This is a genomic window from Daejeonella oryzae DSM 19973, from assembly GCF_000422945.1.
GTDB lineage: Bacteria > Bacteroidota > Bacteroidia > Sphingobacteriales > Sphingobacteriaceae > Daejeonella > Daejeonella oryzae.
The window spans coordinates 133,354-159,919 of the sequence record NZ_AUHA01000002.1 but is presented as its reverse complement, the minus strand read 5'-3'; the positions used below and the strand labels follow the sequence as shown (position 1 = coordinate 159,919).

Sequence of the window (26,566 nt, the reverse complement as noted above, 5' to 3'; positions counted from 1 at the left end):
CGAATTAATCGAGGGCGGCTTCAAAATTTCATTCTAAATAGTATTAAGAATTTTTTGCTACCGCGATAGCATCTTTCACGTGATCATTGTGAACGATTAATTCTTTGAATGAATAAGCTCCGGTTTTAGGAGACTTAGTCATGGTAATCACTTTTGAATATTCTTTACCTGCACCTGTTTTTAGGGTTGCAACTACTTTCTTTGCCATTGTATATTATTTTATGTAAAAAACCGGATTCTTATGAAATCCTGCAATTACCAAATGTTACTTAATTTCCTTATGAACAGTTACTTTTCTCAATACCGGGTTAAATTTTTTCAATTCTAAACGCTCAGTAGTATTTTTCTTGTTCTTGGTGGTTACATAACGAGACATACCCGCCATTCCGGTTTCTTTATGCTCAGTGCACTCTAAAATAACCTGAACTCTATTGCCTTTCTTAGCCATTATAATATTATTTTGCTATTCGTTATTGTTATATAAATCCCTTTTTAAGGAATTTGTTAATTACCGGAGTAATTCCGTTTTTAGAGATGGTTCTGATAGCCGATGTGCTAACTTTTAATGTAATCCATCTGTTTTCTTCAGGTATGAAAAACTTTTTTACCTTCAGGTTAGGATAAAACTTACGCTTGGTTTTTACGTTTGAATTGGAAACGTTGAAACCATTCATGGCCATTTTTCCTGTTAAATCACAAATTCTTGACATGACTATATTGTGTTGCGTTATAAAAATTCAGTTCTTAAAGAGTTTGCAAATATCAGAATAATATTGATAACGAGCAACACAATTTTTAATATTGTTTTTAATTATTAAATTATAGTTGAAGGTGCAAAGTTTTGTTTCGAAAAACGCTATACCAACCTCCTGATTACATGTTCTGAATTATATGTAGAATCTGAATAATTTGATCTCATAGCAGATTGTCACTTCTTAATTGTTCAGATTTACAAATATCTTCCAGTTTCCGGGTTCCAGAATTTCAATATCAGCCTCCTGGCTTCCAAACCTGAATACAGCCCTGAAGGGAAAATCAACCTTATTCAATTGCTGAACAGTAGATTTTGGTCCGGCCAAACCCTGATTTATTTGTAAGAAATTACCTCGTCGCAGCAAAATGTCGGTAATTTGAGGTTTTGACTGAACTCCGCTGCTTACACTTGCTGTTCCGGCTGTTGTATTCTGAACTTCTATTATAATATTATTGGTGTTGTCTTTATTATTTTTATTGATGCTGATTTTTGCAATCTGGCTGGATCTGGAATAAATTATAAATGGCTTTTCATATAAACCTGCATACACATCTTTTTGCCAGAAACCGGTTACAATGCTGTCTTTTTTACCTGCCCTTTTATAGGTCATTGAACCGGAGCCCTGTTTTTTGCCTTTAAGCCAGAACCCATTGTAGGTATTGCCATTTTTCCATTGATAAACTCCTTTTCCATCAGGTAAACCTTCTTTAAATTCTCCGTCATATAAATCCACACCTTCAGCTTTCCCATTGCCGGAGGCCTTTCCTTTTTTGCAGTCACCCTCATATTTTCCTGATAACTCGGGTACCAATACCTTACAGGTTTCCTGAGCAGACAACCTGAGTGTAATTGAAATTAAAATCAGTAAAGGAAAAAGTTTTTTATCCAAATTCATGATTCTGATGTTTAAATAACCTGTACTTAAAGTTAAAAAACATATTTCAACTATGCTGTATTTTGCAGGGATAAACTATATTACGATTTATTTAAACAGTACATTCTTTATAAATTGGGCATCAATTCAAAAAAACAATCATGGATTTGAACATACATACTATTGAAGATTATAATCGTATTTACGATTTCAGCACTAAGGATCCGGAAGGATTCTGGGCTGCGGTTGCAGACGATTATTACTGGCAAAAAAAGTGGGATAAAGTTTTAGAATGGGATTTCGCTAAAGCGGATATCAAGTGGTTTCAAGGAGCGAAATTAAATATTACCGAAAACTGCCTGGACAGGCATCTTGAAAAAGATGCGGACAAAACAGCCATAATCTGGGAGCCTAATGATCCGGAAGAGCATTTTAGAAAATTAAGTTATAAAGAACTTCATTTTAAAGTATGCCAGTTTTCACATGTATTAAAAAATAATGGAGTAAAGAAAGGTGACAGAATTTGTCTTTACATGCCTATGGTTCCGGAATTGGCTATTGCTGTACTGGCATGTGCCCGGATTGGAGCTATACATTCGGTAGTATTTGGAGGATTTTCTGCCCAATCCATTGCCGACCGTATTAATGATGCACAATGCTCTTTAATTATTACTTCTGATGGTGGTTTTAGAGGAAGCAAAGAATTTCCTCTGAAAAATATAATAGATGATGCTCTTGTTCAATGCCGGTCTGTTGGTAAAGTAATTGTTCTTACCCGCAGCAGAATTCCGGTTTCGATGATTAAAGGACGCGATGTATGGTGGGAAGATGAAATAAGAAAAGTTGAAACTCATGGCAATCCAGACTTCCCGGCAGAACCAATGGATGCCGAAGATCCTCTATTTATATTGTATACTTCCGGTTCTACCGGAAAGCCCAAAGGAGTGGTTCATACCTGCGGAGGCTATATGGTGTACACAGGATATACCTTTAAGACCGTATTCCAGTATCAACCCAATCAGATCCATTTCTGCACGGCAGATATAGGATGGATTACAGGTCATTCGTATATCGTTTATGGTCCGCTTTCCCAGGGAGCAACTACGCTCATGTTCGAAGGAATTCCTACTTGGCCCGATGCCGGTCGTTTCTGGGATATTGTAGATAAGTATAAAGTTGATATCATTTACACAGCCCCAACTGCAATTCGTTCTCTGATGAGTTTTGGTGATGAACCATTAAAAAATAAGGACCTGAGTTCGTTAAAAACATTAGGTTCTGTAGGCGAGCCAATTAATGAGGAGGCCTGGCATTGGTACGATCAGAAAATCGGAAAAGGTAAATGCCCCATTGTAGATACCTGGTGGCAAACAGAAACCGGAGGCATAATGATCTCGGCAATTGCCGGAGTAACACCTTTGAAACCTGGGTATGCATCTCTTCCCATTCCGGGAGTTCAGCCGATTTTGGTAGATGAAAACGGGATGGAAATTGAAGGCAATGGAGTGAGCGGAAATTTATGTATCAAATTTCCATGGCCCGGAATAATTCGTACAACGTATGGAGACCATGAAAGAAACCGCACAAATTATTTTGCAACTTACCCGAATTTATATTTTACAGGAGACGGCTGCCTGAGAGACCAGGACGGATTCTACAAAATTACGGGTCGTGTAGACGATGTGATAAATGTTTCAGGGCACCGTATTGGTACGGCGGAAGTAGAAAACGCAATCAATATGCATGCAGATGTTATTGAAAGCGCAGTGGTAGGTTATCCTCATGATATAAAAGGGCAGGGAATTTATGCCTTTGTTATTCTGGATGTTTCTCTGCATGATCATGAGTTAACAAAGCAGGATATCCTTCAAACTGTAACACGTATTATCGGGGCAATTGCAAAGCCCGACAAAATTCAATTTGTTAGTGGATTGCCAAAAACCAGATCAGGAAAGATTATGAGGAGGATTTTGCGCAAGATTTCTGAAAAAGAATTTTCCAGTTTAGGAGATACATCTACCTTGCTTGATCCATCTGTTGTCGAAGATATTATTCAGGGAGCTTTATAAAGGATTATTTTTCAATAGTTAAGGTGATTTTAAAATGTTGCAAAAAAGATTTTTGTAAAGTATTGATAAACAGAAAGGTAATTTGTTTTTTAATAATCTTTAAAACTTATGGTCAGTTATCAGGTTATTTCTATACAACTAATTAAATTTGAACTAAAATTTAAAACTCATGGATAAGTTAGAATTAAAAGGAAAATGGAACGAGTTAAAAGGTAAAGTTAAGCAGTCTTATGCAGATATGACTGATGATGATTTAACCTATGAAGAAGGAAAAGAAGATGAACTTTACGGACGCCTGCAACAAAAAACAGGGAAAACCCGCGAAGGAGTTATCGACTGGCTGAGAAGCTTATAATATACCAAACCAAAAAAGGAGAACTGAATATCAGCTCTCCTTTTTTGATTTTAGCAGATCAAAGTATAAATAGTATTTATTACCAAGCCGGCAGAACAGCATCTTCCGGCTTCTTTTTGTAATTTCGGCGTGTGAAATCGCCATGAATAATTAAAGCCTTGCTGGTTTCTATCTCTTGTTTCCAGAAATAATTTAAAGAATGAAAAAAGTAAAACCAAGAATTTTAGTAGTCAACGATGATGGTATTGATGCGCCCGGCATCAGGGCTTTAATTGAAGTAATGCAGGAACTTGGAGAAGTAACGGTGGTAGCTCCCGATAGTCCGCAATCTGGAATGGGCCACGCCATTACTATTGCCAAACCTCTACGGCTTGATAAAGTGCATTTGTACGAAGGTGTTGAAATGTATAAATCATCCGGTACGCCCGTGGATTGCGTAAAGCTGGCAGTTAACCAGATTTTTAAAGGTCAGAAACCAGATTTATGCGTGTCGGGAATTAATCACGGACTTAATCAATCCATCAATGTGATTTATTCGGGTACCATGTCGGCTGCGGTAGAAGGCGCCATTGAAAGCATTCCTTCCATCGGTTTTTCCCTTGATGATTTTGCCTATGATGCTGATTTCAATCCTTGCAAAAAGTTTATAAAAGCCATTGTGGAGCAGGTATTAGATCACGGTTTACAGTTGGGAACTTTATTAAATGTTAATTTCCCGAATGGCAATGCTATTAAAGGAATTAAGGTCTGCAGACAGGCTAATGCAAAATGGGCCGAAGAATTTGATGAACGTATAGATCCGCATAAGCGTAATTACTACTGGTTAACCGGAAAATTCCAAAATAACGACCATGGTGAAGATACAGATGTTTGGGCCTTAGATAATAACTACGTATCTGTAGTTCCTGTCCAGTTTGATATGACTGCTCATCATGCAATACAAACCTTAAACAGCTGGGATTTTAATGTTGAATAAAGACAGTGCCTGGTTTGGTTCTCTGCTTGGTTTGATGCTGCCGGTTGCCGCAATTTATTTGGTAGAGATTTTAAAAAAGGATATCCAGTTTCAGGATAAAAACCATCTTTTATATATACTAACCGTAGCTTCTAATCTGTTATTGGTTAGATTGTATTATGGAAAAGGAAAAGAACAAACTGCAAGAGGAATAATTGCTATGACTTTTGTTTGTGCCTTTGCTATCTTTATTTATAAATCAAGATCATGAAATATTATCTCATCTCCGGCGAAGCTTCAGGAGATCTTCACGGAGCAAATCTGATGAAATCATTAAAGCGGGAAGATGAACATGCCGAATTTAGGTATTTTGGTGGCGATCTGATGCAGGCAGAAGGAGGTACGCTGGCCAAGCATTACTCGGATATGGCTTTTATGGGTTTCATAGAAGTGATAGCAAATATCAGCACTATCTATAAAAACCTGGAATTTGCCAAGCGTGATATTCTTTCTTTTAACCCCGATGCATTGATCCTGATTGATTTCCCCGGATTTAATTTAAAAATTGCCTCATTTGCTAAAAAGCAGGGAATAAAAGTTTTGTACTACATTTCTCCCAAAGTTTGGGCCTGGAATCAAAAGAGGGTTCTGAATATTAAGAAAGTGGTGGACCACATGTTTTGTATTCTTCCTTTCGAGGTGAATTTTTATAAAAGTTGGGGAATGGATGTAGATTACGTCGGGAATCCTCTTTTAGATGCTATCGAGGCAAATGAAATTGATGATGAATTTAAAATAAAATACAACCTGAATGTAAAGCCCGTGGTTGCTCTGCTGCCCGGAAGCCGGATTCAGGAACTGGAGAAAGTGCTGCCCGAAATGATTGCCGTTGCAGAACAGTTTCCAGAATACCAGTTTGTAATTGCTGGCGCACCAAGCTTTACCAAGGATATGTATCTTCCTTTTTTAAAGAACAGGGATATTCCTGTGATCTTTAATAATACATATAATCTGCTGGTTAATTCCAGGGCGGCCATTGTTACTTCCGGGACAGCGACTCTTGAAACTGCGCTCCTCAAAACTCCGCAAGTTGTGGTGTATAAAGGAAATGCTTTTTCGGTGGCTATTGCCCGAATGCTGGTTAAAATCAAGTTCATTTCGCTGGCAAATCTTATTATGGATGAAGAAATTGTGAAAGAGCTTATTCAGTCTGACTGTAATCCCCTGAAAATAGGGCAGGAGTTAGATCTGGTGTTGCATGATCATTTATACCGTACCCGGATGCTGATCAATTACGATATTCTGGCTGAAAAAGTGGGAGAATCGGGCGCATCCGAGCGCACCGCAAAATTAATGGTTAGCTATCTCCGGCCTCACGAAATTGATTTATAACTTTCTGCTGAGATAAAAAAATCGCTTTCTTTTTTGAATATAATCCGCGGCTTTAACGGATTTGGAACAGAAATTGTTTTGAACAGAATTCATTTATTTTAAAACATAATAATCTATTCACTTATGTCAACAGTTCATGCCGGTTCTATTATCGAAAAAGTTGTTCGTAGAAAAAACGTATCTATTAGTTCCCTGTCCAGAAAATTGAACGTGAACAGAAGAACCTTATATAACTGGTTTAATCAGGAAACTTTACCAAGCAAATTAATCGGCAAAATTGGCCACAACCTGGGGCATGATTTCTCGCTAGAATTCTCAAGCGCATTAAGCGGCCCTGATTTGAAGATCATTGAAGATGTAACAATGTCAATGCAAAGGTCTGAAAATGAGAATGCTGAAACCTATCAGTACTGGATGTGCAAATACATTGAACTTCTCGAAAAATATAACGCCTTACTTGTTAAAAATAATTAACAAATAAATCTCTAGTAGATTAGAACCGAATTTATAGTTTAACTATTTGCAGAATAAACTGCATATAGTTAAACCATAGTTGGATACCGGAAATCTTGTTAATCTATAAAATTACCATCGCCCCTGCGCTTCATTTGTTTTCCGCCTTTACCCGGCGCTCCTGACCATTTTTGTAGCCTCATAGTAAAATTCAGCATAAAGTACCGGCTCAGCGCATTACTTTTTACATCCGTAAAGGAATTGTCACCAATGCTGCGGATAATAAAATTATTCTGATTTAAAACGTCAAATGCTTGCAGTTGGATAGTTCCCTTCTTTTTAAAAAAATCCTTTGAGAGCGATGAATTGATGATGAATGGATTATTGCTCACGTTTGCATTGATGCCGCTTACATAATTTTTGCTGAAATTATATTCCAAAAAGAACCCTTCCAGAAAATCTACCCTGCCTTCTACACTCAGGGCCCGGGTTTTGGTTTGGCTGTCATTATCAGTTAAGCTAAAATTGGATTTAAGATAACTGTAACGAATGTTTGGACTTAGTTCAAACCATTTAGTGGGATATAACTGTATTCCCAAACGCTGGTTAATAAACATAACTTTAGAAATGTTTACCAGACTATTTAGACGAGATACAGAATTTGTGAAATTCAAGGTTCCGTTTAAGGCTACCTGATATTTACGGTTTAAAAACGGCTTGGATAAATTATAATTTCCTCCGGCAGAATAATCGCCATCTGAATTCACAAAATATGTTGCCCGAGAACCGCGGCTTTGGTCTAACTCCACCGTATTGCGGATCACTTTATTTTCTGTTAAGCTTGCCTGCGCATTCACAGAAAAGTTCAGCTTTGAGTTTGGCAAATAATTATTAAACGAGGTGCTGATGCTGTGCCTGAATTGCGCCTTTAAATCCGGATTACCGTAAATAATATTTTGGGGATTACTTACATCGGGTACATCCTGAATTTGATCAAATGTGGGCTCCTGCGGGCTCCCGGTATAATTGATGTTAAATCTTTTCTGGCGGCTCCACTTGTACTCGGCCCTTGCGATTGGAATGATATTAAAACTGCTGCGCTGGGTAGAGGTATTGAGCGTTTCTGAAAAGCCGGATAATACAGCCGGAACCGCAGTCAGGCCCAGTGAAACATTGTATTTTCCTTTTAAATACCTGTAATTTAATGCGTAGCGCTGTTCGGCAAAAGAATAATTGAATATTTTACTCAGTGACTCTGATCTTTGAAATTCTCCATTTATAAAATTCTCTGTGATCTGGCTGTTGTCATAAATTCTTTTATTAACCTGCCCGTTGAATTCGATTCTGGAAGTAGCAGTTATTGGCTCAGAAAAAGTAATACTGCTGCGGTAATTTTTGCTGTTATTGCCGGTATTAATCAGCAGGTTGGCGATAGAGTCTTTCAGGAAATTTCCGCTTACCGGATCGTAAAATTGATAGGCATTCTCGGTTGTTCTATCGCGTTCATTAAATGTAGAATTAAGAACGAATTGGGCAGAAAACACACGTCCTTTTTTTAGAAAATTATGGCTGTAAAGAGTGGTAAATGCGTAACCCGGTGCCTGGTTCTTAGTGCCTGTTTCATTTACCCGACTTTGAAGAATGGCCCCGGTTTGATTGATGGTTGAAAAATTAGAATTTCCGGAAGATGCAAACGATAAAGAGGGGCTAAACTGCAAAAAGTTGGCGCTGTCGAGCTCGTATTTTAACTGGCCACTTAATCTGTGCGAAAAATTATCCTTCTCTGTTGTTCCATCATTTTTAATAAATATATCGCCATTAAATTTCTGCGATGATTGTGTGGTCAGGCTATTAATAAGCGTATTGGTATTATTTCCGTTGAAAGAATAGCTTCCATTAAAATCCAGTTTTTTATTCCATTTATCCGCATAGCTGATGGTTGTTCCGCCTGCGGTACTCAAACCACCGCTTCCGTTTTGATTACTACCCGGTATTCCGGTATTGGCCTGTCCGCCACCGCCCGCATTTCCGTTTGGTTTGCCTGATGAAAAATCACTTCCCTGATTGTTATTTGCCGCTACTCCAAGTACGGTATTATTAATATTTCCCCTGACTAAAACCTGCTGATTTCCGTTCAGCCGGGTTATATTTAATCGGGTATTGTAGCGCTCATTTGTACCCAAACCTGCCGCAGCCTGCAAGCGGTTGCCCACAGAACGGTCTGCCCGGGTCACAATATTTAATATCCGGTCCGGATCGCCATCTTTAATGCCAGTACGGGCAGCCTGATCACCGTAATCATCTACCATTTGCATTTTCTCGATAATATCGGCAGGTAAATTCTGAAGCGCATTGGCAAGGTCAGCTCCGCCAAGTGATCGTCCGTTAAGTTTTGCCCTGGTTACTGTTATTCCCTGATGGGTAATAGTACCATCATTGGCTACTTCTACGCCTTCCAGTTTTTTGATCAGGTCTTCTGCAGATGCATTTGGTTTTACAATATAATCACTGGCCCGATATTCAACTGTATCTTCCTTATAGATGATGGCAGGCGTTCCGTTGATCATTACCGTATTCAGCAGGTAAGATGATTCTTTTAAAACGATGGGATCTAATATGATTTTACTGTTTGCATCATTATAGAAAAAACGCTTGTTGTAATTAATATATCCAATACTTCTAACCGAAATAGTAAACTGGGCCATCGTTGTATTTTTAAATTCAAAAAACCCCCTGATGTCAGTACTTCTTTTAACCGAATCGGTACCTGTGGTCAATACTACAATTGCACCAATAACTGCATCGCCAGTCGAGTCTATAACAGTTCCGCTGATTTCGCGGGAATTAATAACAGGTTTTTGAGCGTAGAGCTGGCCGGTAATAAAAACCAGAACCAGGAAAGTAATTATTCTAATCATTTAAAAGAGGGACCGGAATCATAAGGAAATATATTGGTTTTTGCAGCTGCGAGTTTTGGACAGATCATAATATAAATAGTTTAATTGCTATAATTTATTAGCTGTTAAATGCAAACATTACTCACGCAAAGAACAAGTAAAACTCAATGCTTAATAATCAGGTTGCTTGATTACCTGATTTTTCGGGAGAATGATCTGTGAAATAAGCGGAGATTCTTTTCCGAAAGAACCAGTCACAAAGGAAGGCCACCAGAATTCCTAAAGAAATACCTGCCAGTACATCGCTCGGATAATGTACACCCAGCAGCATTCTTGAAAAAGCAACCGACATGGCCCAGGTAATAGCAAATGCCCATAAGGCTTTATTACTGAAAAGCAACACAACAGTAGCAGCCATTGCCGCAGATTCCAATGTATGTCCCGAAGGAAAGGAAGGGGTATCAATTTCTACTATTTGATCTATAGTTGTGTATGTATCGAAAGGGCGTTCGCGGTTAATGCTGTATTTTAAAGTTTTGATTACTATAAAAGCGCAAAGAAAAGTGACGAGCAATTGCCAGCCGCATTTTTTCAATACGGGAGATTTTTTTACGAAAGACAGTAAGAATACCAATGCTGTGCCGCCTAAAGCTACATAAGAGGAAGTATTCGTTAAAAAAACGAAGATAGAATCGAATGCAGTAACCCGGCCATTGTTTATTTCATGCAGAATTAACTGATCATTTTGAAGAAAGCTTGGTGCAATTGACGACCAGTTCAGCAGGATCAGTAAGGCAATGATTGCACAAATTGAAAATATTATAATTTTAATTCCTATGTTTTTCATCATTATTCAAACTGCGGGTTAAAAATGAAAATTGGTAGCTCCGGGTATTTTTCCCTTGCAGCAATTTCCAAGCCTGTTTTATATGGAATCTTATTAGGTTTTGCAAGTTCTAAACTTAATAAAATTCCAGAGGCTGAAGATTTGGAATTTCCAGAATGACAAAACATCATTTGCTGGTCATGATAAATTAATGCCAAAAGTAATTAAACGCCCTTTTTCAGTCCGCAATTTAATTCTCGAAAACCGGAAAACTTTCTCCTGCATTTTCTTGCAAAAAGCATTTTAATTGAGGATTATTATATCCTCAATCAAACGGAGGATTAAAACCGTTTACAAGGAGTTATCAAATTAGTGAAACCATTAAAATTTAAATTATGAAAATCACCATTCCCTTTAATGTATTTATCTTCTTGTGGAGCATCCTGGGCATAGTTGGTTTGGGTTACTCTTATGCAGATGATCTTCTTAACGGTATAAATCTGTTTAACTCCCGAAGCTTTTATTCGCAATTATTTTGGTTTTTGTTTTGTTTACTTTATGCTGTAAATTATGTAAAACACAAATTTAAGAATGCTGGAGATTTGGATTTGATGAAGAATTAATTTATCCCCAAGCTTTACAAAAACATAAGCTCGCGTGAATTTGTAAAAAGCGAGATGATTATTTGCATTAAGAAATAAAAATGATGATTATTGCACCTCTCAAACGGGGGATTAGCTCAGCTGGCTAGAGCGCTTGCATGGCATGCAAAACTAAATCTGCTCCTACCTTTTCAAAATCATCATTTACTTCCAAAATCTATTCTTTTACGTGCAATTTACGTGCAGTCTGACCTGGTTAAACATCTATTAATAATTCAAGTTAACAAATTCTGCTTGTTTCACATCAGTCCTTCATCAGTGAAACTGTAAAATCCTTCAGATGTCAGGATGATATGATCCAAAACTCCAATATCTAACAACTGACCTCCTGCTTTAAGTTTCTTGGTCAAATCTATATCTGCCTGACTTGGATTAAGATTTCCCGAAGGATGATTATGTGCTAAGATAATTCCACAAGCATTACTTTTTATAGCTGCTGCAAAGATGACTTTTGGATCTGCAATAGTTCCTGCGGTTCCTCCTAAACTAATATCTATTATTCCTAAAACTCTATTAGCTCTGTTCAGGAGAAGCATTTTAAACTCTTCGACAAACTCAATAGTTTCGTAATTCCAAGTGCTCTTAAGCACTTCAAATGCGTCTTGTGACTTAGTGATTTTAGGTCTTAGGGAAGCTTTAACCTTTGACTTGTAGATCAGTTGCACCTCGGCAACCTGCATGATTTGGTTTTCCATAATATTTTGAATTAATTATGGAGCATGACCAAGCTTTAAGCTGAACTAAGCAAAGAAGCAACGGAATAAATGGGCTGTGTGGTTGGAATGTGGGTTTATGCCGGAATTTCTTTAAGCGTTGTTCAGATTACAAGCTTAAATTGGTGTATATCATTAATGATAATATATATGTCTATTCTCTGTTAAGTCAACTGACCGAGTTACCTACACTTTTTTGATTAACATGGGTTATATACCCTTTAGTATGAAGTGTAGGAAAATGGTTTTGAGGTTATAGTTCCAACTATTCATTTATAGGACTACATTATCTGGTTACGTTTTAAGTAATGGATTATTACGTTACAAATTTCACTTGACCATATTAGCTCTTACAATTGAGTTTATGTATGATTAAATCCTTTAATCTGTATAATTCATATCCACAAACCTTGTAACCTCTGTCCTGATCACCATGTTCTGAAGCTTGATCTGCGATTTCATTTATCTGTATTATAGAGTTATCTACATCTTGTAGATGTCCTTCAAGGTTCTTATCTAGCTCGACATCAGCTAATATATTAGCATACCTGGATATAATCTCGTCTAAGTTGATTGGCATCGTATTTATCTTCTTCTATTGATTTACCTTATTAGTCGCATTATTTGTAAAGATCACCCTCTAATTCACAGTGCTTGAGTACTTCATTCATCCACTTCTCATACCAGTACCAAGTCTTTTCGACCCATATTCCATACGGTTTGCCATCTGCTTTTGCATTCATTCTTTTCCAAAGTTGAGTGTGTTGATGCGGTCCAAATTTTACAAAACCTTTCTCTTTCATAGACTGCCATATTGCTGTGGGCAAGAGCTTCTTTTTTTCCCTATCCTTTATAATAACATACTCTTTGTTTAAATGATCAGCACCTTCAGAATCAGCTGGAATAAACTCTATCACTTTATCAGCTTGCCCTTTCCTATTTACTAACTTTGGTACGTAAAATACCCTATAAGAGTATCTAACATCATTATATTGCTCCTCTGAGAGTTCACCATCGAATGCGTTTATATATGATGATATATTTCGAGGCAGGTCGTCAAATTGCATTAACTGCGCAGCATGATCTTCGTTAATTGTAGAGAATTGTAGTGAGAAGGATAGGTATTTATCTATTCCATAACTTTGGGTAAACAGATCCTTAACAGCTTTATTATAGTTTAAACAGCAAGCCTGGAATCTTGAGCTTAAGTATTCATCTATCCTACTTGTCATTTGATGCTCTATTTCATGTCTTAAGCCGATTAAAAACTTGAGATTAGCTATAGTAACATTGTCCAATGGGCATAGTGCTTCGTTTAAGCACCGTTCAAGCTCCCAGAATTTAAATGATCCTTGTGCAGTTCTATCAAACCTCTTTCTACCATTTAGTAACGTATGATATCTATACTCAATATTAACATTTCTATAGTATGCATGCATCAAGTAAGTCCAAGCTATGTTGGATAACACTATAAAACCTTCAGCTTTGAATTTAATACTGGGATTATTAAATAGTTGAACTGCACATAACATAGCTTCTCTGGACTTAATGAGTAATTCCTCTTTAACGGACCATGTTAATCGTGCTGCCATGAACTATTTTATACCAGGATATCCAACTTAGTGTGGAAGTAATTTATCCAAAATGAAACAACCTGTCCAATTTCATCTTGAATGTTTAACATTGATCCATTATTTAGCTCAACCTGATGAATAGTATCGCCAAATTCCGAAGTAAATTCGCAGGTAAATTCTTCTGTGTATGTGGTTCTAGTATCTTTAATATCGCCTTTTTCTCGACCAAAATCAAGAGTTAGGTGTTTGGATCCATTTGCAATATCGTGCATTATTTTAAGCGCATTACATTCAGGGTACAATGTTTCCCTGAACTTGCCAAGTGTAGGTTGCAAGTGAACTGACTTATACTCTCTAAACACCCAGTCAGTCATATGCCAAGCGTTATTACATAAATCTAGTGCTCTAGATGCCGATGTATGATCTTTCTTAAACAGTTTATATTCCTTAATCAAGCTTCTTAATTTATCCTCTGAGGACGCTCCAAATACATACATTGTTAAGATGTGACTCCTGTTGTTGGTTCAAGTTAATCTAATAAGCTAAACATTCTAAAGAAAAAGGGTGAACGGTAGTTATTTCTGAGGGAACGGTAATCCTTATTCGAATTAATTTGCCTTTAATAATAAATTAAGGAAATTAGTGAAAAAAACAAAATGAAATTATCTACGGAAAGCATTAGTAAGCTTCTAATTTTGTTAGAAAGAGAGAAGGGCTTTATTGTTGCTGGAGGTACGCAACTTCAGTTCTACAATTATGGAATAACCCCTCCCGTACCAAATAGCCGGAAATGGATAGTTGTAGATTTAAATCCTTTAAAAGATATTATTATCAAATTTTATGTTTCAACTCAACAAATACAATTTGAAATAAACGGGGTTGATATAGAAAATGAATTTTTAAATGCTTATCAAGACGAGATAAAATCCCTTTATGACTTTTTTTTGGAAGAGTGGAAAAATCGTCAGATAAAACTGGTTAACGATCAATTGAAAGATTTATAATAAATTCTAAATCAACGGGCAATAGATATTATTTTTTCTCCTTTTTTAAGTGACCTTGATCTACCTATTGAGAGGTTGTAAAAATATTTTTAGGAATAATCCTAAAATAGAACTTCGGGACTACTTTTAAAAAGGAATACGACTTGGTACCTTTTATAAAAATGAGGCTAAAAGCTGGAACTTCATTGTTTAGACACTTCAGCAGCTCTTAACCTAACTTTGCATAATCATTAATGATAATATATGATTGTCTAATTTTTAACCTGCAAATTTTTCAACCATTTCCTATATTTATATACCGCAGTTTTAAAAATGTGCATCTTTAAAAGGTAGTTTAAGACTATTCATTTAAAAGGCAATTAGCTTAAGTATCCTTACCAAAAGTAAGCTTAGGATTAGTTGTCGATTATAAATTTCAGTGGTTGTTCCAATTTCTTTGAGAGTGTTCAGGTTACAAGCTTAAATTGGCGCAGATTATTGATGATATAATTTTTTCTAGTCTTCGGTTGCAATCTGATCAAGTTGACTCGATACTGCATTAAATGAGTTTATTATGAATCCTGAACCTATTTGAAATTTTTTGGGAATAGTAAATTCCAGTAGGTTTTTGCAAATATTTTCTCTATATGTGCCATACTCACCTGGATCAAGAGTTTGTTTCTTTTACTAAGGCTCTCGAAATTTTTTTTTAGAAGAAGAATATCGGCTAGAAAACTCTTCAATTTTAATTTTTAGGAGTTCTTGATATATTTTATTCACGGGACTTTACATTATTCTTCAACATTTAAAATTTTCCTAAACCTATTCTCAATCTCATCTATTTTTTCAGGTAGGTTATCACGGATCTCTTTAGAGATTCTACTCATTTGTTTGGTATAATGTTTGAAATAGTCAGGTGTTAACTGCCCACTCTTAACTCTTTCTTGACCGTAGCCGAATTCCCATCCAGCATCCCAGTATTCCAAAAACACTTTGTCGATGTAATCACAAAAGGATTTTGGAAAAAAAAGCTTATTATGAACATAGAAACTTTTAAACTCATTTATTGCAATGTTTACTCTATCCGTACGCTGCTGGCTTTCTTCATCAGCGTCTTTAATCACTGGATGCATTGTTGCTGTCCAGCTAACCATTGCCGAATGTAGCTCTATTAACCTTTTATAAATCTCCAAAATGACTTTAGCACGTTCCTGGTGAAGGAATCCAAATTGAATTTGATGCGTAATGTTATTCTTATTTAATTCAGACTTGATAGGTTCTATTTTCAATGCCAACTCTTCACTTAATTTATTTTTGTAGCTTTCAATTTTTTCATTGAATTCCTTCTTTACATCTTCAGATAATTTGGTTAATTGTTCTACTGTTGACAGCTTGGCTATCTCCGTCCCTAATGAACTTAAAAAAGATTTATAAAAAATTAAGTATGATGCACCTAAAAAAAGAACTACTTCTAATAGAATCTCAATTATCAGTTCATATTTCATAGGCATGCCTTTAAGATTGTGAAATAACTAAGTTAGTCAATACTATCATTTTTAAAACATCTCAAGGAGATAGAGTGTGAAAATAGTATAATCTAATCTCTAAAGGGAATTTTAGACTGAATTACCTTAGTATTAATATAGCCATTGCTTTCTAAAAGCCGCCTGACACCATCTTCTATTAGAGTTGCATTAGTAGTAGGTCCAATAACAATCTCTTCAATGGGTAAAAGATTTCGCTTTGTGAATGTAAATTCGGTATAAGGAATTATGTACTTATTATTAGCTCTATATTTGATAGCTTTCAACTTAGACCTGGTTGTGATTCTATATTCCTTCTCCTCCGAAAAACTAGCATCTTTGAACAAAACTAAATGTTCTCTTAACATATTACTCACAGTTGAGGAGAATAAAGATCTAAACTCGGTTTGTAGAATTTTATACTCATCTTTCAATTCAGACAGCGTTTCGAAGGAGATTTGAATTAATTCCTTCAGGATTTTCAGTTGTTTTAATTTGTTATACTCAATGAAGTACGACATGTCTACCTGTGGGCTCAGGCTATTCCTTAAGTCCATATTAAAACCAATTGCAACGCCTTGGTTGTTTCTCGAATAACCTCTCCATTGACTTAATAAATCTTTATCCCTAGAAAAACAGGTGATAAAAGTGTCATCTAGATTTACACTATTGAATTCTAGAGAAGTTAAATGGATTAGACTTTTTGCAAATGCGCTACTATATTCCTCCTTTGAGTTCTTCATAAATGTGTTAACTACCTCTTTTGAATAAAGTAGTTCTCTACAATCGTTAAGAAATGAAAAATGTGTAGCGAACAACGATTTATTAAGTAATATTCCAAGTAACCCATTTAAATCGGTGTAATGATAAATCGTATCTGGAAATTTTACTTTGGCACCTAAATTATTGTTCCATGGATATTCACCGTTAATTTCCTGCCGTAGCGCTTGGTCAAAGATCCATTTTAAGCTTTCGAATTCTGCTTTTTCCACTAGTAATTAAGTGTTTTAGTTGATTATGATAATTAAAGTTCAACGGATTTAAATGGTGAATTTAAACCTAAATTAAAGTCTTGAGATAGTCCTTTATAAATTAAATGAGCATATTCAAACAAGTAACTGATTATAGCATTAGCTTGATACGCAGTTAAACTAAGTTTTTTAGTGCCATTCTGTTCCGTAATTGTAAAATGTAGATTGAAAAGCTTTAACCTATGTGGCTCCTGTATATAATTAGAAAACTGCGGATTAATTATTAATCTTGAATGAACTACTAGATCCCTTACCTTAGCAATAAGTTCAAACCAATGGCTCATATTTCGTTGCCAAATGTTATTTATTTCATGATTAGTAAAAAAAGGCGAAATCTTTCTTAATGCCTTTATAAATCCTTTATTGCTTTTCCCTTGAAGCAAGAAAATCTTTTCTCTAATCCCATTAAAATCATTTTGGTCAATATTTAAATTTAATATTACAAGCAATGCCTTATTATTGAAAATTATCTCAGTGAGAATATTTTTCAAATAGGATTCAAAAACTTCAAAGGATTGTGTTACTGTTAAGCATGCTAAATAACTATTAAGCCTATCAACTTCCGAATTTATATTGTTAGTTGATAATGAATAACTTACGTTTGTGTTATACAGATTATTACCCCCCTGTAATTGTGACAAATCCCTGTAGGTAGACATCATTGAAATAATTTCATAATCGGGGAATGGAAAGTTTGTATTTAACTGCGTGCCTCTTTCTACAATAAATGTCTCCAATACGTTAAGATTTGCTGTTAAATGTGTCATCTCGCTAAAGAGTGACTCAATATGTTTTTTCAGGTAGTTTGGAGTCATATATTTTAAACGATTGATTTTAGCGCTAAAGAGGCATATTGAGCCTCCAATTGATTGTTATTAAATTTTTCTTAAGCTTCTAGTTCTTTCGAATAAAGGTAATTACATCTTCCAAACTTGCAACTGGCAATACTTAACCGTGAACCAGCCATGCGAATGGAGTTTGAGTCCCAGAAGCGTAAAGCTTTGCAAAATTTGAATTTGATAGTAAACGTAACCTTTATTAGCGAGCCAGCTTGCGAGTTGAGGTCAGGTGGAAGCAATGGGAGCATTATGAAATAATGCGGGTTGCGACCTATGAATTATCTGCACATTTTTTTAACAGGCCTTAATGCAATATTCTTGGATAAAAAAATGTGCGCTTGCTTGAAAATCTGTCATTTACTATTTATTTAAAAAGTTAACTGCACTGTTTAGCCTTGTAAAGAATGCACTTCGACTAATCATATTTCTCGTAAAGTCTTCAATGCCGTCGGCCGACGTTGCCGTTTACACAATGTTGGTGGCAGTTTTAATTAATGCGTGTATTAAAATAGTCCCACGCTGCTTTAGAAATATCAGTAATGATTCTTTCGTTCGTATCGAAATCTTCCTTTGAGTTGGATACAAAAACACTGATAAAAAAGTATTCTCCCTCAGGTAAAAAAACAATTCCAATATCGTTGACCGCTGCTGTTATCCCTGTTGTTTTATTTTTTCCGGACGAGCCTGTTTTGTGAGCAACAACAGTACCCTGAGGTAATTTTCCTTTCAATCTGTTTTTGCCCGATTCGTTTTCTCTCATCTCTTTCCAGACAAAGTCGTAGCTTTTTGGCGAAAGTAGTTTTTTCTTGTTGTGATAATAGGCTTCTAAAACTTTGTTGGCACCTTTTGGGGTCGTCCAGTTTTGAAATTGTAACTCCCAATTATTCTGCATTACTTCTTCGTTGATTTTAATTGAAATGTCATTAAAACCCTTTCTTAGAAAGTACTTCTCAACTGCCTCAGGTCCACCAAGTAGCCTTAACAGCGCATCACACCCTACATTATCGCTGTTGGAAACCGTATAACTAATAATTTCAGCTAGTGGCAACGTTGCGCCATTCGGATATTTTTCCCGGAGGGGACTATGAAGTCCCGGCAAAAGGTTTTTTTTCTCTATTTTTATTTTTTGGTCAAGCGACAACTTTCCTTTATCAACTTGGGATAAGATGGCTAAGGCAATATGAAATTTAAAGACACTTTGCATCGGAAAGCGCCTTTCTCCATTAATAGATATAGAGTCTTCCTTATTACGGCCAATAATCGAAACCCCAATAGTTGCTTTACTTGTCGAAATTATTTGTTGTATTTTCTCTCGCAGAGAATCCGACGTTTGGGCCGAAATCCTATTCTCGGTTTTACTGGTTACTTGTCCAAAGTAAAAGGCAGGTAGAAGTAGGAAAGCGTAATAAAGTAGTCTCATGAATATTTAATTATTAAAATAGTAGCTAAAGGTTTGGCGCTTGGCGAAGAAGTGGATTTCGAAGCAATCCACTGTCTGCCAGCAATGACCTTGATACGAATCACAAAGTTTCATCTAAGCACTGTAACCACTTTTTTGACAAACGCGTGTTATGGGCGGCTATCTTAAATTGCGAATTATAGATTTAATGGTTTTATTGTCGAACAAACTGAATAGGATCTAATTCGCTCTCAAATTTTACAAATAGCCATTTATTCAATCCGTCTTTATCTTGTTTAAACTTTAATGGTGGCATACCCATGCGGTCGGGAGAATCAACCCTAACTGCATGAAAAACATCATTTTCTTTATGAATTATTCTAAGTTTTCGGTTTCTGAAGGTTGTATAATAAGTTTTTCCTTCAGTAAAGATCTCAATCTGGCCGTATCCGCCATTTAAATACTTCCCAGAAATATCATAAGGCAATTTAGTGATGGTAGATTTAGTTTTAGCATTAGGGGATTTATTGGAAACTGTACCGACACTTTTGATTGGTTCTAACCTCTGTTGATATTCTTCGAGCCACTTTCTTTCCTTTAATCTTAACATTCTATCTGCCAGGATATTTCGGATAATTAAGGCTGGTTCATAATCTGATTGGTTAGTTAAAACCACAATTCCAATTTTCTCATTGGGGAAGAAAGCAACAGTGGAGCGGAATCCATCTATACTACCGCCATGTTCTACTCTGTAGTGGCCTTGATAATTTGTAACTATCCAGCCATAACCATAATTCGCTGAATAGATGCCATTAAACTCTTCATCGGGCAAATATCCAGTTGGCATTACCGCTTGCGGATAAATTGCTTCACTTACATAATCTTTTGTTAATATATCCTGGGCGTTAAATCTCCCTTTATTAAGCCAGGTCAAAACCCATTTGGCCATATCAGTTGCATTGCTGTTAATGGCTCCGGCAGGCTTCATAGCACCCAAATCACGGTATTCAATTAGTTTTGGTTTATCGCCTAAAATTTGATAACCTAATGAGGTATTTTGATTGTTTAGCAAACCTTTTACACCAAAATTAGAGGCATGCATCTGTAGAGGCTTGAATAAATGCTCTTCAACATTCTTCTCCCAAGAATTTTTCGTGAGATTCTCTCCTATCATACCTGCGATGAAATAAGACCAGTTGCTGTAATTCCATTTTTCTCTTAGTTTATTGGTTGGCTCAAGAAATTCGATTCTTTGAATTAACTGATTTTTATCATCTAATGGTAGACCTGACCATGCCGCATCATGAAGAGCAAGGCCTGATCGCATACTCAACAAATCTTGAATGGTAAGATTCGAATTTAAATCATCATTAAAGAATTTTAAATTAGGAACATACTTTAAGGGGCTCTCACCAAATGATAACATTTTCTGTTCCTGATAAATACTTAATAATGCTGCCGTAAATGCTTTAGTTGTTGAACCTATTGGAAATAATGTATTTGAATCTACTCTTAATCTGTTTTCAAAATCCCTAAACCCTATTCCATTTGTATATAGTATTCTTTCACCCTCAACAATCGCAATAGCACACCCTGGTGTGTTTGTAGCTTCAAGTACTTTTTCTAATAAGGATTCTATTCCTTCTAATCGGTCATCAGTTTGAGCTTGTGAATAGTCAACAAATAAAATAACAAAAAAAGTTATTAGTAATTGTTTCATGCTTTGATTATTAGCTTTTAAAAATTAATTCCTTGTCTTCTAACTACAGTCAGTCTACTTTGAACTGCCGCATAACGTTAAGGCTTGGCGATGTGGCGGAATTTAGCACAAAAGTTCAATAGAATAACTCCTGTTGAACCTTGCAGAAATGTTTCATAGAAGCATTTCATCCGCCATATTGCCAAACCGTGTTAGTGGCAGTTTATTTTTGTGTCAAATCTGGAATTTCGTCCAAGCTGTAATAAATTTTCAGTCCTCTTTCTCTTGCGATTTTTACGTCATTGTCTGCTCCTTTTGACGCTCCTTCAAGGCGGAGAACTGCGTCACACTTTTCAAGAAGTCGATGTGCAACAGGATACTGTATTTCGTCCCAAATACTATCGCCAATTTCTTTTGAACCAGCTAAGTGCATTAATGGTAAAGCAACCCATTCTCCAATCATAGGAATATGTCCTTTACGAAATAATGGTAAAGCAACCGATTCTAGCTTATCTAAATTCTTTTTTATTAAAATTGGGTCGTCATTTGTTCCTCCCCGATAAGGACCTGCAATAAGAATCATCATAAATTTAAAGTATGTTGTTAAGTTTTATGTATTGAAGAAGCATAATTGTTTTACCATCTTTTATTTCTCCACTTTCTATCATTTTCATTGCTTTTTCAATGTCAAACTCCAAAACTTCTATATTTTCTTCTTCGTGCTCTACACCACCACCTTCGCTTACTTTCATTTCTTTTGAGTATTCTGCAATGAAGAAGTATAAGATTTCTGTTACCGAACCTGGAGACATATAGGCTTCAAATATTTTCCGTACATCTGTAATTTTGTAGCCCGTTTCTTCCTCGGTTTCTCGTCTTATGCAAACTTCCGCATTGTCTTTGTCTAAAAGTCCTGCACAAGCTTCAATTAACATTCCTGTTTCATTCCCGTTTACGAATGTAGGAAGCCTAAATTGTCTTGTGAGAATTACAGTTTTTTGTTCTTTGTTGTAAAGTAAAATTGTCGCACCATTTCCTCTGTCATAGGCTTCTCTGCTTTGGGTCAGTTTTGTCCCATCCTTTTTTGAATATTCGTAAGTAATTTTTTTAAGTACATACCAATTGTCGGAAAGAACTTTGGTGTCTAATATTTTTAGGTTGTCTATCATTTGCAGGTTGTCTTGTTAAATTGTCACTAACTAGTGTATTTGCACACCAGATGCGTACATATTTCCTTTAACTGTACAGTTAAAACCATGATTAATCTTCCTTCCGAAAAAGAATTCCTTTTTCATTCAAGGTGTATCCGATAATTTTATGAATACTATCCCGCTTGAATAAAACAGGTTTCCCATCGCCAGTAAAAAATTTATCTTTTTTAACATAAAAGAGGGGCATTTTCTTACTATTTACCACTGCCGTTAGTTCTCCTCCTTTTATTCCTTTTTCAATAAACAGATTCTTATCGTTCAATACCTGGTAACTTCCCCAATACTCTTGAAAATCATTTTCTTTTCTAACGTTCAGATAAGGATTGTCACCCACAACAATTCCGTTGCCGGGAATCCAGCTGTCGTACTCCATAAGATATGCCACACGTCTTGCCTGGCTCAGCCCCTGAAACTTTGCCACCATATGAAGAGCTCCATCTATTCCAGCTGAAATTCCCGCGGTGGTGATAACCTTACCGTTATCAACAAACCGCACATCCCTGAGCACCTCTATTTTAGGAAATCTTTCTTCAAGGGAATTCAAAGAACTATGAAAGGTAGTAGCTTTAAGACCATCAAGAACTCCGGATTCTGCTAACATAAATGCACCGGTACAGACCGAAAAATGATACTTTACATTCTTCATGCTATTGACCCACCTGATCAATTCTTTATCTAGGAATGCATCTGAATTTCCTCCAAAGAAAACAACCATATCCGCGCCTGGCGAATCCGATATATCATAATCCGGCAAGATTTTTAAAATTCCCTGCGATAGAATGAAGTCCTTTGTTTTAGAAACGGTAAAAATTTTATACCCCGCATAAGAAAAAACCTCCATTGGACCTGCAAAGTCAAGTACCTCTACTCCATCCTGCAAATAAAAAGCTATTGTTTTAATGTCCATACGCAATGTGTCCGTTTTCATGCCTGAAAATAATGCCGTTTTTTTATTATTGCATATTTTCAGAATGTTTGGGTTGTGTTGTGGAATATTACTCATCGCGTGTGATGAATAAAAACTAAATATTGAAAAAAGAAAATTAGGTAAAGAGAAGGGTATGTTGGTCATCTTTTTGATTTTTTTAAATCTACAGCATTCGAATGAGCAGAAAAGGACAACTAACACCGAAAAAGAGACAATGACCTTTATTTACAGGGGAAAAAATCACTGGGGAGAGCTCCTGTTTCTCTTTTCAAAAGTTCCCGTAGCTGATTAGCCCCCGAAAACCCGCATGCTTGTGCAACTAATTCAACCTTTTGCCCTGCGCCTAAAAGAGAAGCAGCCTGTTCTAAGCGGAGCTGGTTTTGGTATTTCCCAATGGTAATACCTGTCGTTTTTTTAAATAAACGGGTTAGATTTCTCGGACTCATATGCACTTTCTCAGCTAATTCTTCCAGATTTAAGGGATGAGCAAGGTTATTAACCAGAAATTCCTGTACCTGATGGATGCGATTCTCTAAATGATTTCGGTATTGAAGGTAAATATTCAACTGGGGGTCAAGTTCACCTCTTCGAAAATAGACGACTACCTCCTTAGCAACGTCTGCCGCTAGTTTCAGGCTGAACTTATGTTCAAGAATAAATAGGGCAAGATCAATTCCTGAAGATACGCCCGCACTGGTATATAAACGATCCTCAACTACAAACAATCTGTTTTCCAAAAGCTCTGCTCCTGGATATCGCTCACGAAACAGGGAAAGATATTTCCAATGTGTTGTACATTTTTTGCCATTCAAAATTTGGGCTTCAGCTAATAAAAAAGCACCTGTACATACAGAACAAATGGTAGCTCCACTTTGATACTGTTCATACAGCCAATTCAGAAAAAGGTTATTCGCTCTAAAGAAAGAAGGATTAGAAAGAAGCCCAAGGTCTAGACCCGGTACGAATACAAAATCATCTTTGGATAAATCAAACGGATGGAAAGTAACCACTTCGCAAAAGCTAAGGCCAGCACTGCTTTCTACTTCCGTGCTGCCATCTAAAGAAACAAAATGCAATTCCATCGGGACACCCATCTCCCGGGCTTCATAAAATATATGAATCGGTCCAATAAGGTCCAGTAGATGAACCTTGGGGGGAATAACGAATACTATTTTTCTGATAAGCTTTAAAATAAATCTAATGGCTTAGCAAATGTAAATTTAAATTCGAATTAAAAGAATTTGCGAGCCTGCCTGCGAGTTGAGCGAAAGTGGGAGCAATGGGAGCATTAGAATAATGCGAGTTGCGACCTATGTAGAAAGTGTGAGTCTTTTTTGGAGTGAAAGGATCTGGAAGGGGAAAAAGACTAACGCACTGCACTACACAAGCTGTTGGCGAACTTTTTGACTAAAGGTGTGCGTATGGCGATTCAAAAAGTATGTCAACAGCGCAGCTTGAGCGATCCGCAGGCGAGCCTATAAACAGGAGGAGCGGAAAGATTTTAGAGGGTTGAGCGAAGCGAGACGCTCTAAAAGATGTAGAAGCTTCTCAATGAAGTAACGTATTGCTGAAATCAATCAGGATGACAGATTGCTTGCCAGGGTAAGACTGCACATTTTTTTAGCGATGGGTATAGAGTAGTAGCCTTTTAAAAAATATGTGCAGACTTGAGTGTTGGGAGCAAGTGGAGTTAATGTGCTTGCAAAGCTTATTAACGGAACGACATCTGGCGACCTGGTTGATAAGCAAGAAGTGGATGAATGCCTTATTTCCTGCGTCTAACGATCATGTTAGCACTGACTTTCCAAAAAACGAATAGTCCGCATTGCCTTTTAAAAAAAGCACTACAGCAGCCCAAGCACTAACCAAATGACCAAAACTCGACTTACCTCTTCTTGAGCCACCAGAGGAGAGTAAGGGGAGGGTTGGGAATGTGTTATTTCTTACTTACTTTACGTGAAATAGCTGATGATAAGCGTATATAAACAAGTTAGCGGTCATTGCAGTGCGACACCCCAACTGACAAATAGATAAAGAACCTCAATGGAAATTTGAACAATGAAAAAATATCTCTCACAAACGCAAATTTTTGCTTTTCTCATAATAGCAATTTTAGTCACTGCCTGCAACGGACAAACTAAAAAACACCTACCAAAAGATAAAGTAGCTGTTGCTCATCCAAAACTTATAAAAACCATCGGCAACCCCAGGTATGGCAATGTTCAATGTAGTCTGCAGGACAAAGCCGGTAACATTTGGTTCGGCACCACACAAAACGGTCTTTATAAATATGACGGAAAATCTTTTACCCAATTTTTAGTGGCCCATGGACTAAATAGTAATAGTGTTTACTCGCTTTTGGAAGATAAAGATGGTAAAATCTGGATAGGTACTGAAGCGGGACTTTGTCTTTACGACCCTTCGACTTCCCTCAGGACAGGTGCTAAAACATTTACTGAAATCAAAATTCCTTTACCAAAAAACTTGCCTCCCAATAAGAATCCTCACTATCAATCGCATTGGGTATACAGTATCATGCAAGCAAAAAGCGGAAAACTATGGTTTGTAACAATAGATGGTGTTTATACCTACGATGGCAAATCCTTTACTCCGTTTATAATTAATGAGGGCGCAAATGGCTTTTTGACCCCTAACGATAAAGTGGAACGTATTTTTGAAGATAAAGGAGGTAACATTTGGTTTGGAGGACGAACCAACGAAGGTGTGTACCGATTCGATGGTAAATCTGTAACCAAACTCAAACCAAAGGAATTATTTCAAGATGGGCCAAAGCCAAAAGCGCATAATTGGGGCTGGCCTCAATTGCAAGACAGAAACGGGAATATTTGGCTCAGCAATTGGGGTGGAGCCTACAGGTTTGATGGCAAATCATTTACAAGGTTTTCAAAAAAAGATGGCTTACCCGGCGGGGTTATGGAAATAATAGAAGACAAAAAGGGAAACATTTGGTTTGGCGGAGATGGTGGACTTACTCGTTACGATGGTAAATCGTTCACCCGTTTTACAGCAAAAGATGGACTGGACACTCCTTGGGTTTGGTCAATTTTGGAAGATAAAAGTGGAAATCTTTGGATAGGTACTAGAGAAACAGGTCTCTACCTTTACGATGGAAAAACATTTATTACTTATTCGGAATATAAACACTAGCCTGTAACGAACTAACAACCAAAATTTGCAACAACATACAGAAGTGAACAAAAGCAACGAACCGCTAACATCTTATTGGCAATACTGGGGCAGACAGTTGTAAACTCAACATTTGTAATTCAATTTGGCATTTGTGCGAATGTTGAGCTGACGTTTTTCAAATTCCCCACCGTCGCCAATACGTAAAATAGAATCCCTACTACGGATGACAATTGATGATAAATAAATCAAATAAGGCTCACCAAAGTAAGCCTTATTAAA

The 26,566-nt window shown here is 36.6% G+C and carries 27 protein-coding genes and 1 pseudogene; 9 read left to right on the top strand and 19 right to left on the bottom strand.

The annotated features are described in order from the left end of the window. Positions 1-43: 43 nt before the first annotated feature. The 4 genes from G521_RS17970 to G521_RS0100855 form a co-directional block, all read right to left on the bottom strand. Positions 44-208 (bottom strand): DUF4295 domain-containing protein, encoded by a 165-nt coding sequence (locus G521_RS17970; protein ID WP_081674994.1) that lies wholly within the window; start codon positions 206-208, stop codon positions 44-46. Between the two features lie 57 nt (positions 209-265). Then, positions 266-448: a 50S ribosomal protein L33 gene (gene rpmG, locus G521_RS0100865; protein WP_026896817.1), complete on the bottom strand. Its 183-nt coding sequence runs from the start codon at positions 446-448 to the stop codon at positions 266-268. Positions 449-476: 28 nt separating this feature from the next. Continuing rightward, positions 477-710: a 50S ribosomal protein L28 gene (rpmB, locus tag G521_RS0100860; protein ID WP_026896816.1), complete on the bottom strand. Its 234-nt coding sequence runs from the start codon at positions 708-710 to the stop codon at positions 477-479. 225 nt (positions 711-935) lie between these two features. Then, a complete protein-coding gene (locus G521_RS0100855; RefSeq protein WP_026896815.1) occupies positions 936-1,649 on the bottom strand; it encodes an MORN repeat-containing protein in 714 nt (237 codons plus the stop codon). Positions 1,650-1,789: 140 nt separating this feature from the next. Between G521_RS0100855 and acs the strand changes: the two genes are divergently transcribed. The 6 genes from acs (at position 1,790) to G521_RS0100820 (ending at position 6,873) form a co-directional block, all read left to right on the top strand. Further along, positions 1,790-3,697 carry an acetate--CoA ligase gene (gene acs, locus G521_RS0100850; protein ID WP_026896814.1) on the top strand — a complete coding sequence of 636 codons (1,908 nt, stop codon included), beginning with the start codon at positions 1,790-1,792 and terminating at the stop codon, positions 3,695-3,697. A 169-nt stretch (positions 3,698-3,866) separates the two neighbouring features. Further along, a complete protein-coding gene (locus G521_RS0100845; protein ID WP_026896813.1) occupies positions 3,867-4,052 on the top strand; it encodes a CsbD family protein in 186 nt (61 codons plus the stop codon). Between the two features lie 199 nt (positions 4,053-4,251). Beyond that, positions 4,252-5,028 (top strand): 5'/3'-nucleotidase SurE, encoded by a 777-nt coding sequence (gene surE / locus G521_RS0100840; RefSeq protein ID WP_026896812.1) that lies wholly within the window; start codon positions 4,252-4,254, stop codon positions 5,026-5,028. Further along, positions 5,018-5,278, top strand: coding sequence for a hypothetical protein (locus G521_RS0100835; protein WP_026896811.1), 261 nt, complete (start codon positions 5,018-5,020; stop codon positions 5,276-5,278). Before surE ends, G521_RS0100835 begins: the two co-directional genes overlap by 11 nt. After that, positions 5,275-6,399: a lipid-A-disaccharide synthase gene (gene lpxB / locus G521_RS0100830; RefSeq protein WP_026896810.1), complete on the top strand. Its 1,125-nt coding sequence runs from the start codon at positions 5,275-5,277 to the stop codon at positions 6,397-6,399. Before G521_RS0100835 ends, lpxB begins: the two co-directional genes overlap by 4 nt. Before the next feature lie 123 nt (positions 6,400-6,522). Further along, complete coding sequence (locus tag G521_RS0100820; RefSeq protein WP_036677950.1) at positions 6,523-6,873, top strand: helix-turn-helix domain-containing protein; 351 nt, start codon at positions 6,523-6,525, stop codon at positions 6,871-6,873. Between the two features lie 98 nt (positions 6,874-6,971). Here the strand turns inward: G521_RS0100820 and G521_RS0100815 are convergent, their stop codons facing one another. Next, complete coding sequence (locus tag G521_RS0100815; RefSeq protein ID WP_051189345.1) at positions 6,972-9,770, bottom strand: outer membrane beta-barrel protein; 2,799 nt, start codon at positions 9,768-9,770, stop codon at positions 6,972-6,974. Positions 9,771-9,927: 157 nt separating this feature from the next. Further along, positions 9,928-10,599: a phosphatase PAP2 family protein gene (locus G521_RS17595; protein WP_051189343.1), complete on the bottom strand. Its 672-nt coding sequence runs from the start codon at positions 10,597-10,599 to the stop codon at positions 9,928-9,930. Positions 10,600-10,970: 371 nt separating this feature from the next. Here G521_RS17595 and G521_RS0100800 point away from each other — a divergent pair, with 371 nt between their 5' ends. After that, entirely contained in the window at positions 10,971-11,198 is a 228-nt protein-coding gene (locus G521_RS0100800; protein WP_026896807.1) for a hypothetical protein, read from the top strand. A gap of 278 nt (positions 11,199-11,476) precedes the next feature. On the opposite strand, the gene G521_RS0100795 is transcribed toward G521_RS0100800, so the two are convergent. The 3 genes from G521_RS0100795 to G521_RS0100780 all read right to left on the bottom strand — a co-directional run bounded on the left by G521_RS0100795 (position 11,477) and on the right by G521_RS0100780 (position 13,979). Beyond that, positions 11,477-11,932, bottom strand: a complete 456-nt coding sequence (locus tag G521_RS0100795) for a JAB domain-containing protein (protein WP_026896806.1) — start codon at positions 11,930-11,932, stop codon at positions 11,477-11,479. A gap of 638 nt (positions 11,933-12,570) precedes the next feature. Continuing rightward, on the bottom strand, positions 12,571-13,542 hold the full coding sequence (locus tag G521_RS0100785) for a DUF3644 domain-containing protein (RefSeq protein ID WP_026896804.1): 972 nt from the start codon (positions 13,540-13,542) through the stop codon (positions 12,571-12,573). Positions 13,543-13,550: 8 nt separating this feature from the next. Next, on the bottom strand, positions 13,551-13,979 hold the full coding sequence (locus G521_RS0100780) for a hypothetical protein (protein WP_162141776.1): 429 nt from the start codon (positions 13,977-13,979) through the stop codon (positions 13,551-13,553). A gap of 201 nt (positions 13,980-14,180) precedes the next feature. On the opposite strand from G521_RS0100780, the gene G521_RS0100775 reads away from it, so the two are divergent. Then, on the top strand, positions 14,181-14,528 hold the full coding sequence (locus G521_RS0100775) for a hypothetical protein (RefSeq protein ID WP_026896802.1): 348 nt from the start codon (positions 14,181-14,183) through the stop codon (positions 14,526-14,528). Positions 14,529-15,023: 495 nt separating this feature from the next. Here G521_RS0100775 and G521_RS18475 read toward each other — a convergent pair. The 10 genes and pseudogenes from G521_RS18475 to G521_RS16170 form a co-directional block, all read right to left on the bottom strand. After that, a pseudogene (locus G521_RS18475) lies at positions 15,024-15,176 on the bottom strand (DUF6602 domain-containing protein); the annotation flags it as partial. Between the two features lie 122 nt (positions 15,177-15,298). Further along, positions 15,299-16,012: a hypothetical protein gene (locus G521_RS0100770; RefSeq protein WP_155975628.1), complete on the bottom strand. Its 714-nt coding sequence runs from the start codon at positions 16,010-16,012 to the stop codon at positions 15,299-15,301. A gap of 92 nt (positions 16,013-16,104) precedes the next feature. Beyond that, entirely contained in the window at positions 16,105-17,022 is a 918-nt protein-coding gene (locus G521_RS0100765) for a DUF2971 domain-containing protein (RefSeq protein WP_026896800.1), read from the bottom strand. A 32-nt stretch (positions 17,023-17,054) separates the two neighbouring features. Next, positions 17,055-17,876 carry a hypothetical protein gene (locus tag G521_RS0100760; protein ID WP_026896799.1) on the bottom strand — a complete coding sequence of 274 codons (822 nt, stop codon included), beginning with the start codon at positions 17,874-17,876 and terminating at the stop codon, positions 17,055-17,057. A 511-nt stretch (positions 17,877-18,387) separates the two neighbouring features. Next, positions 18,388-19,320 (bottom strand): class A beta-lactamase, subclass A2, encoded by a 933-nt coding sequence (gene bla, locus G521_RS0100755; RefSeq protein WP_026896798.1) that lies wholly within the window; start codon positions 19,318-19,320, stop codon positions 18,388-18,390. Positions 19,321-19,513: 193 nt separating this feature from the next. Continuing rightward, positions 19,514-21,019, bottom strand: coding sequence for a serine hydrolase domain-containing protein (locus G521_RS16180; RefSeq protein ID WP_051189341.1), 1,506 nt, complete (start codon positions 21,017-21,019; stop codon positions 19,514-19,516). Between the two features lie 202 nt (positions 21,020-21,221). Next, complete coding sequence (locus tag G521_RS0100745) at positions 21,222-21,584, bottom strand: DUF4406 domain-containing protein (RefSeq protein WP_026896797.1); 363 nt, start codon at positions 21,582-21,584, stop codon at positions 21,222-21,224. Positions 21,585-21,588: 4 nt separating this feature from the next. After that, complete coding sequence (gene nudK / locus G521_RS0100740; protein WP_026896796.1) at positions 21,589-22,167, bottom strand: GDP-mannose pyrophosphatase NudK; 579 nt, start codon at positions 22,165-22,167, stop codon at positions 21,589-21,591. Between the two features lie 91 nt (positions 22,168-22,258). Continuing rightward, a complete protein-coding gene (locus G521_RS17590) occupies positions 22,259-23,281 on the bottom strand; it encodes a DJ-1/PfpI family protein (protein ID WP_220096038.1) in 1,023 nt (340 codons plus the stop codon). A 77-nt stretch (positions 23,282-23,358) separates the two neighbouring features. Beyond that, positions 23,359-24,309 (bottom strand): GlxA family transcriptional regulator, encoded by a 951-nt coding sequence (locus G521_RS16170; protein WP_262496275.1) that lies wholly within the window; start codon positions 24,307-24,309, stop codon positions 23,359-23,361. An 886-nt stretch (positions 24,310-25,195) separates the two neighbouring features. Here G521_RS16170 and G521_RS0100725 point away from each other — a divergent pair. After that, a complete protein-coding gene (locus tag G521_RS0100725; RefSeq protein WP_026896795.1) occupies positions 25,196-26,305 on the top strand; it encodes a ligand-binding sensor domain-containing protein in 1,110 nt (369 codons plus the stop codon). Positions 26,306-26,566: the final 261 nt, after the last annotated feature.

Bases quoted from the DNA above. Each gene is read 5' to 3' on its own strand.
- G521_RS0100845 (WP_026896813.1), top strand. From the start codon at position 3,867: ATGGATAAGTTAGAATTAAAAGGAAAATGGAACGAGTTAAAAGGTAAA.
- G521_RS17595 (WP_051189343.1), bottom strand. From the start codon at position 10,599: ATGATGAAAAACATAGGAATTAAAATTATAATATTTTCAATTTGTGCA.
- G521_RS17590 (WP_220096038.1), bottom strand. From the start codon at position 23,281: ATGACCAACATACCCTTCTCTTTACCTAATTTTCTTTTTTCAATATTT.
- bla (WP_026896798.1), bottom strand. From the start codon at position 19,320: ATGAGACTACTTTATTACGCTTTCCTACTTCTACCTGCCTTTTACTTT.
- G521_RS0100835 (WP_026896811.1), top strand. From the start codon at position 5,018: ATGTTGAATAAAGACAGTGCCTGGTTTGGTTCTCTGCTTGGTTTGATG.
- G521_RS0100745 (WP_026896797.1), bottom strand. From the start codon at position 21,584: ATGATGATTCTTATTGCAGGTCCTTATCGGGGAGGAACAAATGACGAC.
- G521_RS0100795 (WP_026896806.1), bottom strand. From the start codon at position 11,932: ATGGAAAACCAAATCATGCAGGTTGCCGAGGTGCAACTGATCTACAAG.
- surE (WP_026896812.1), top strand. From the start codon at position 4,252: ATGAAAAAAGTAAAACCAAGAATTTTAGTAGTCAACGATGATGGTATT.
- G521_RS16180 (WP_051189341.1), bottom strand. From the start codon at position 21,019: ATGAAACAATTACTAATAACTTTTTTTGTTATTTTATTTGTTGACTAT.
- rpmB (WP_026896816.1), bottom strand. From the start codon at position 710: ATGTCAAGAATTTGTGATTTAACAGGAAAAATGGCCATGAATGGTTTC.
- lpxB (WP_026896810.1), top strand. From the start codon at position 5,275: ATGAAATATTATCTCATCTCCGGCGAAGCTTCAGGAGATCTTCACGGA.
- nudK (WP_026896796.1), bottom strand. From the start codon at position 22,167: ATGATAGACAACCTAAAAATATTAGACACCAAAGTTCTTTCCGACAAT.
- G521_RS0100725 (WP_026896795.1), top strand. From the start codon at position 25,196: ATGAAAAAATATCTCTCACAAACGCAAATTTTTGCTTTTCTCATAATA.
- G521_RS0100820 (WP_036677950.1), top strand. From the start codon at position 6,523: ATGTCAACAGTTCATGCCGGTTCTATTATCGAAAAAGTTGTTCGTAGA.
- G521_RS0100760 (WP_026896799.1), bottom strand. From the start codon at position 17,876: ATGACTCCAAACTACCTGAAAAAACATATTGAGTCACTCTTTAGCGAG.
- G521_RS17970 (WP_081674994.1), bottom strand. From the start codon at position 208: ATGGCAAAGAAAGTAGTTGCAACCCTAAAAACAGGTGCAGGTAAAGAA.
- G521_RS0100785 (WP_026896804.1), bottom strand. From the start codon at position 13,542: ATGGCAGCACGATTAACATGGTCCGTTAAAGAGGAATTACTCATTAAG.
- acs (WP_026896814.1), top strand. From the start codon at position 1,790: ATGGATTTGAACATACATACTATTGAAGATTATAATCGTATTTACGAT.
- G521_RS0100775 (WP_026896802.1), top strand. From the start codon at position 14,181: ATGAAATTATCTACGGAAAGCATTAGTAAGCTTCTAATTTTGTTAGAA.
- G521_RS0100855 (WP_026896815.1), bottom strand. From the start codon at position 1,649: ATGAATTTGGATAAAAAACTTTTTCCTTTACTGATTTTAATTTCAATT.
- rpmG (WP_026896817.1), bottom strand. From the start codon at position 448: ATGGCTAAGAAAGGCAATAGAGTTCAGGTTATTTTAGAGTGCACTGAG.
- G521_RS0100800 (WP_026896807.1), top strand. From the start codon at position 10,971: ATGAAAATCACCATTCCCTTTAATGTATTTATCTTCTTGTGGAGCATC.
- G521_RS0100815 (WP_051189345.1), bottom strand. From the start codon at position 9,770: ATGATTAGAATAATTACTTTCCTGGTTCTGGTTTTTATTACCGGCCAG.
- G521_RS0100770 (WP_155975628.1), bottom strand. From the start codon at position 16,012: ATGAAATATGAACTGATAATTGAGATTCTATTAGAAGTAGTTCTTTTT.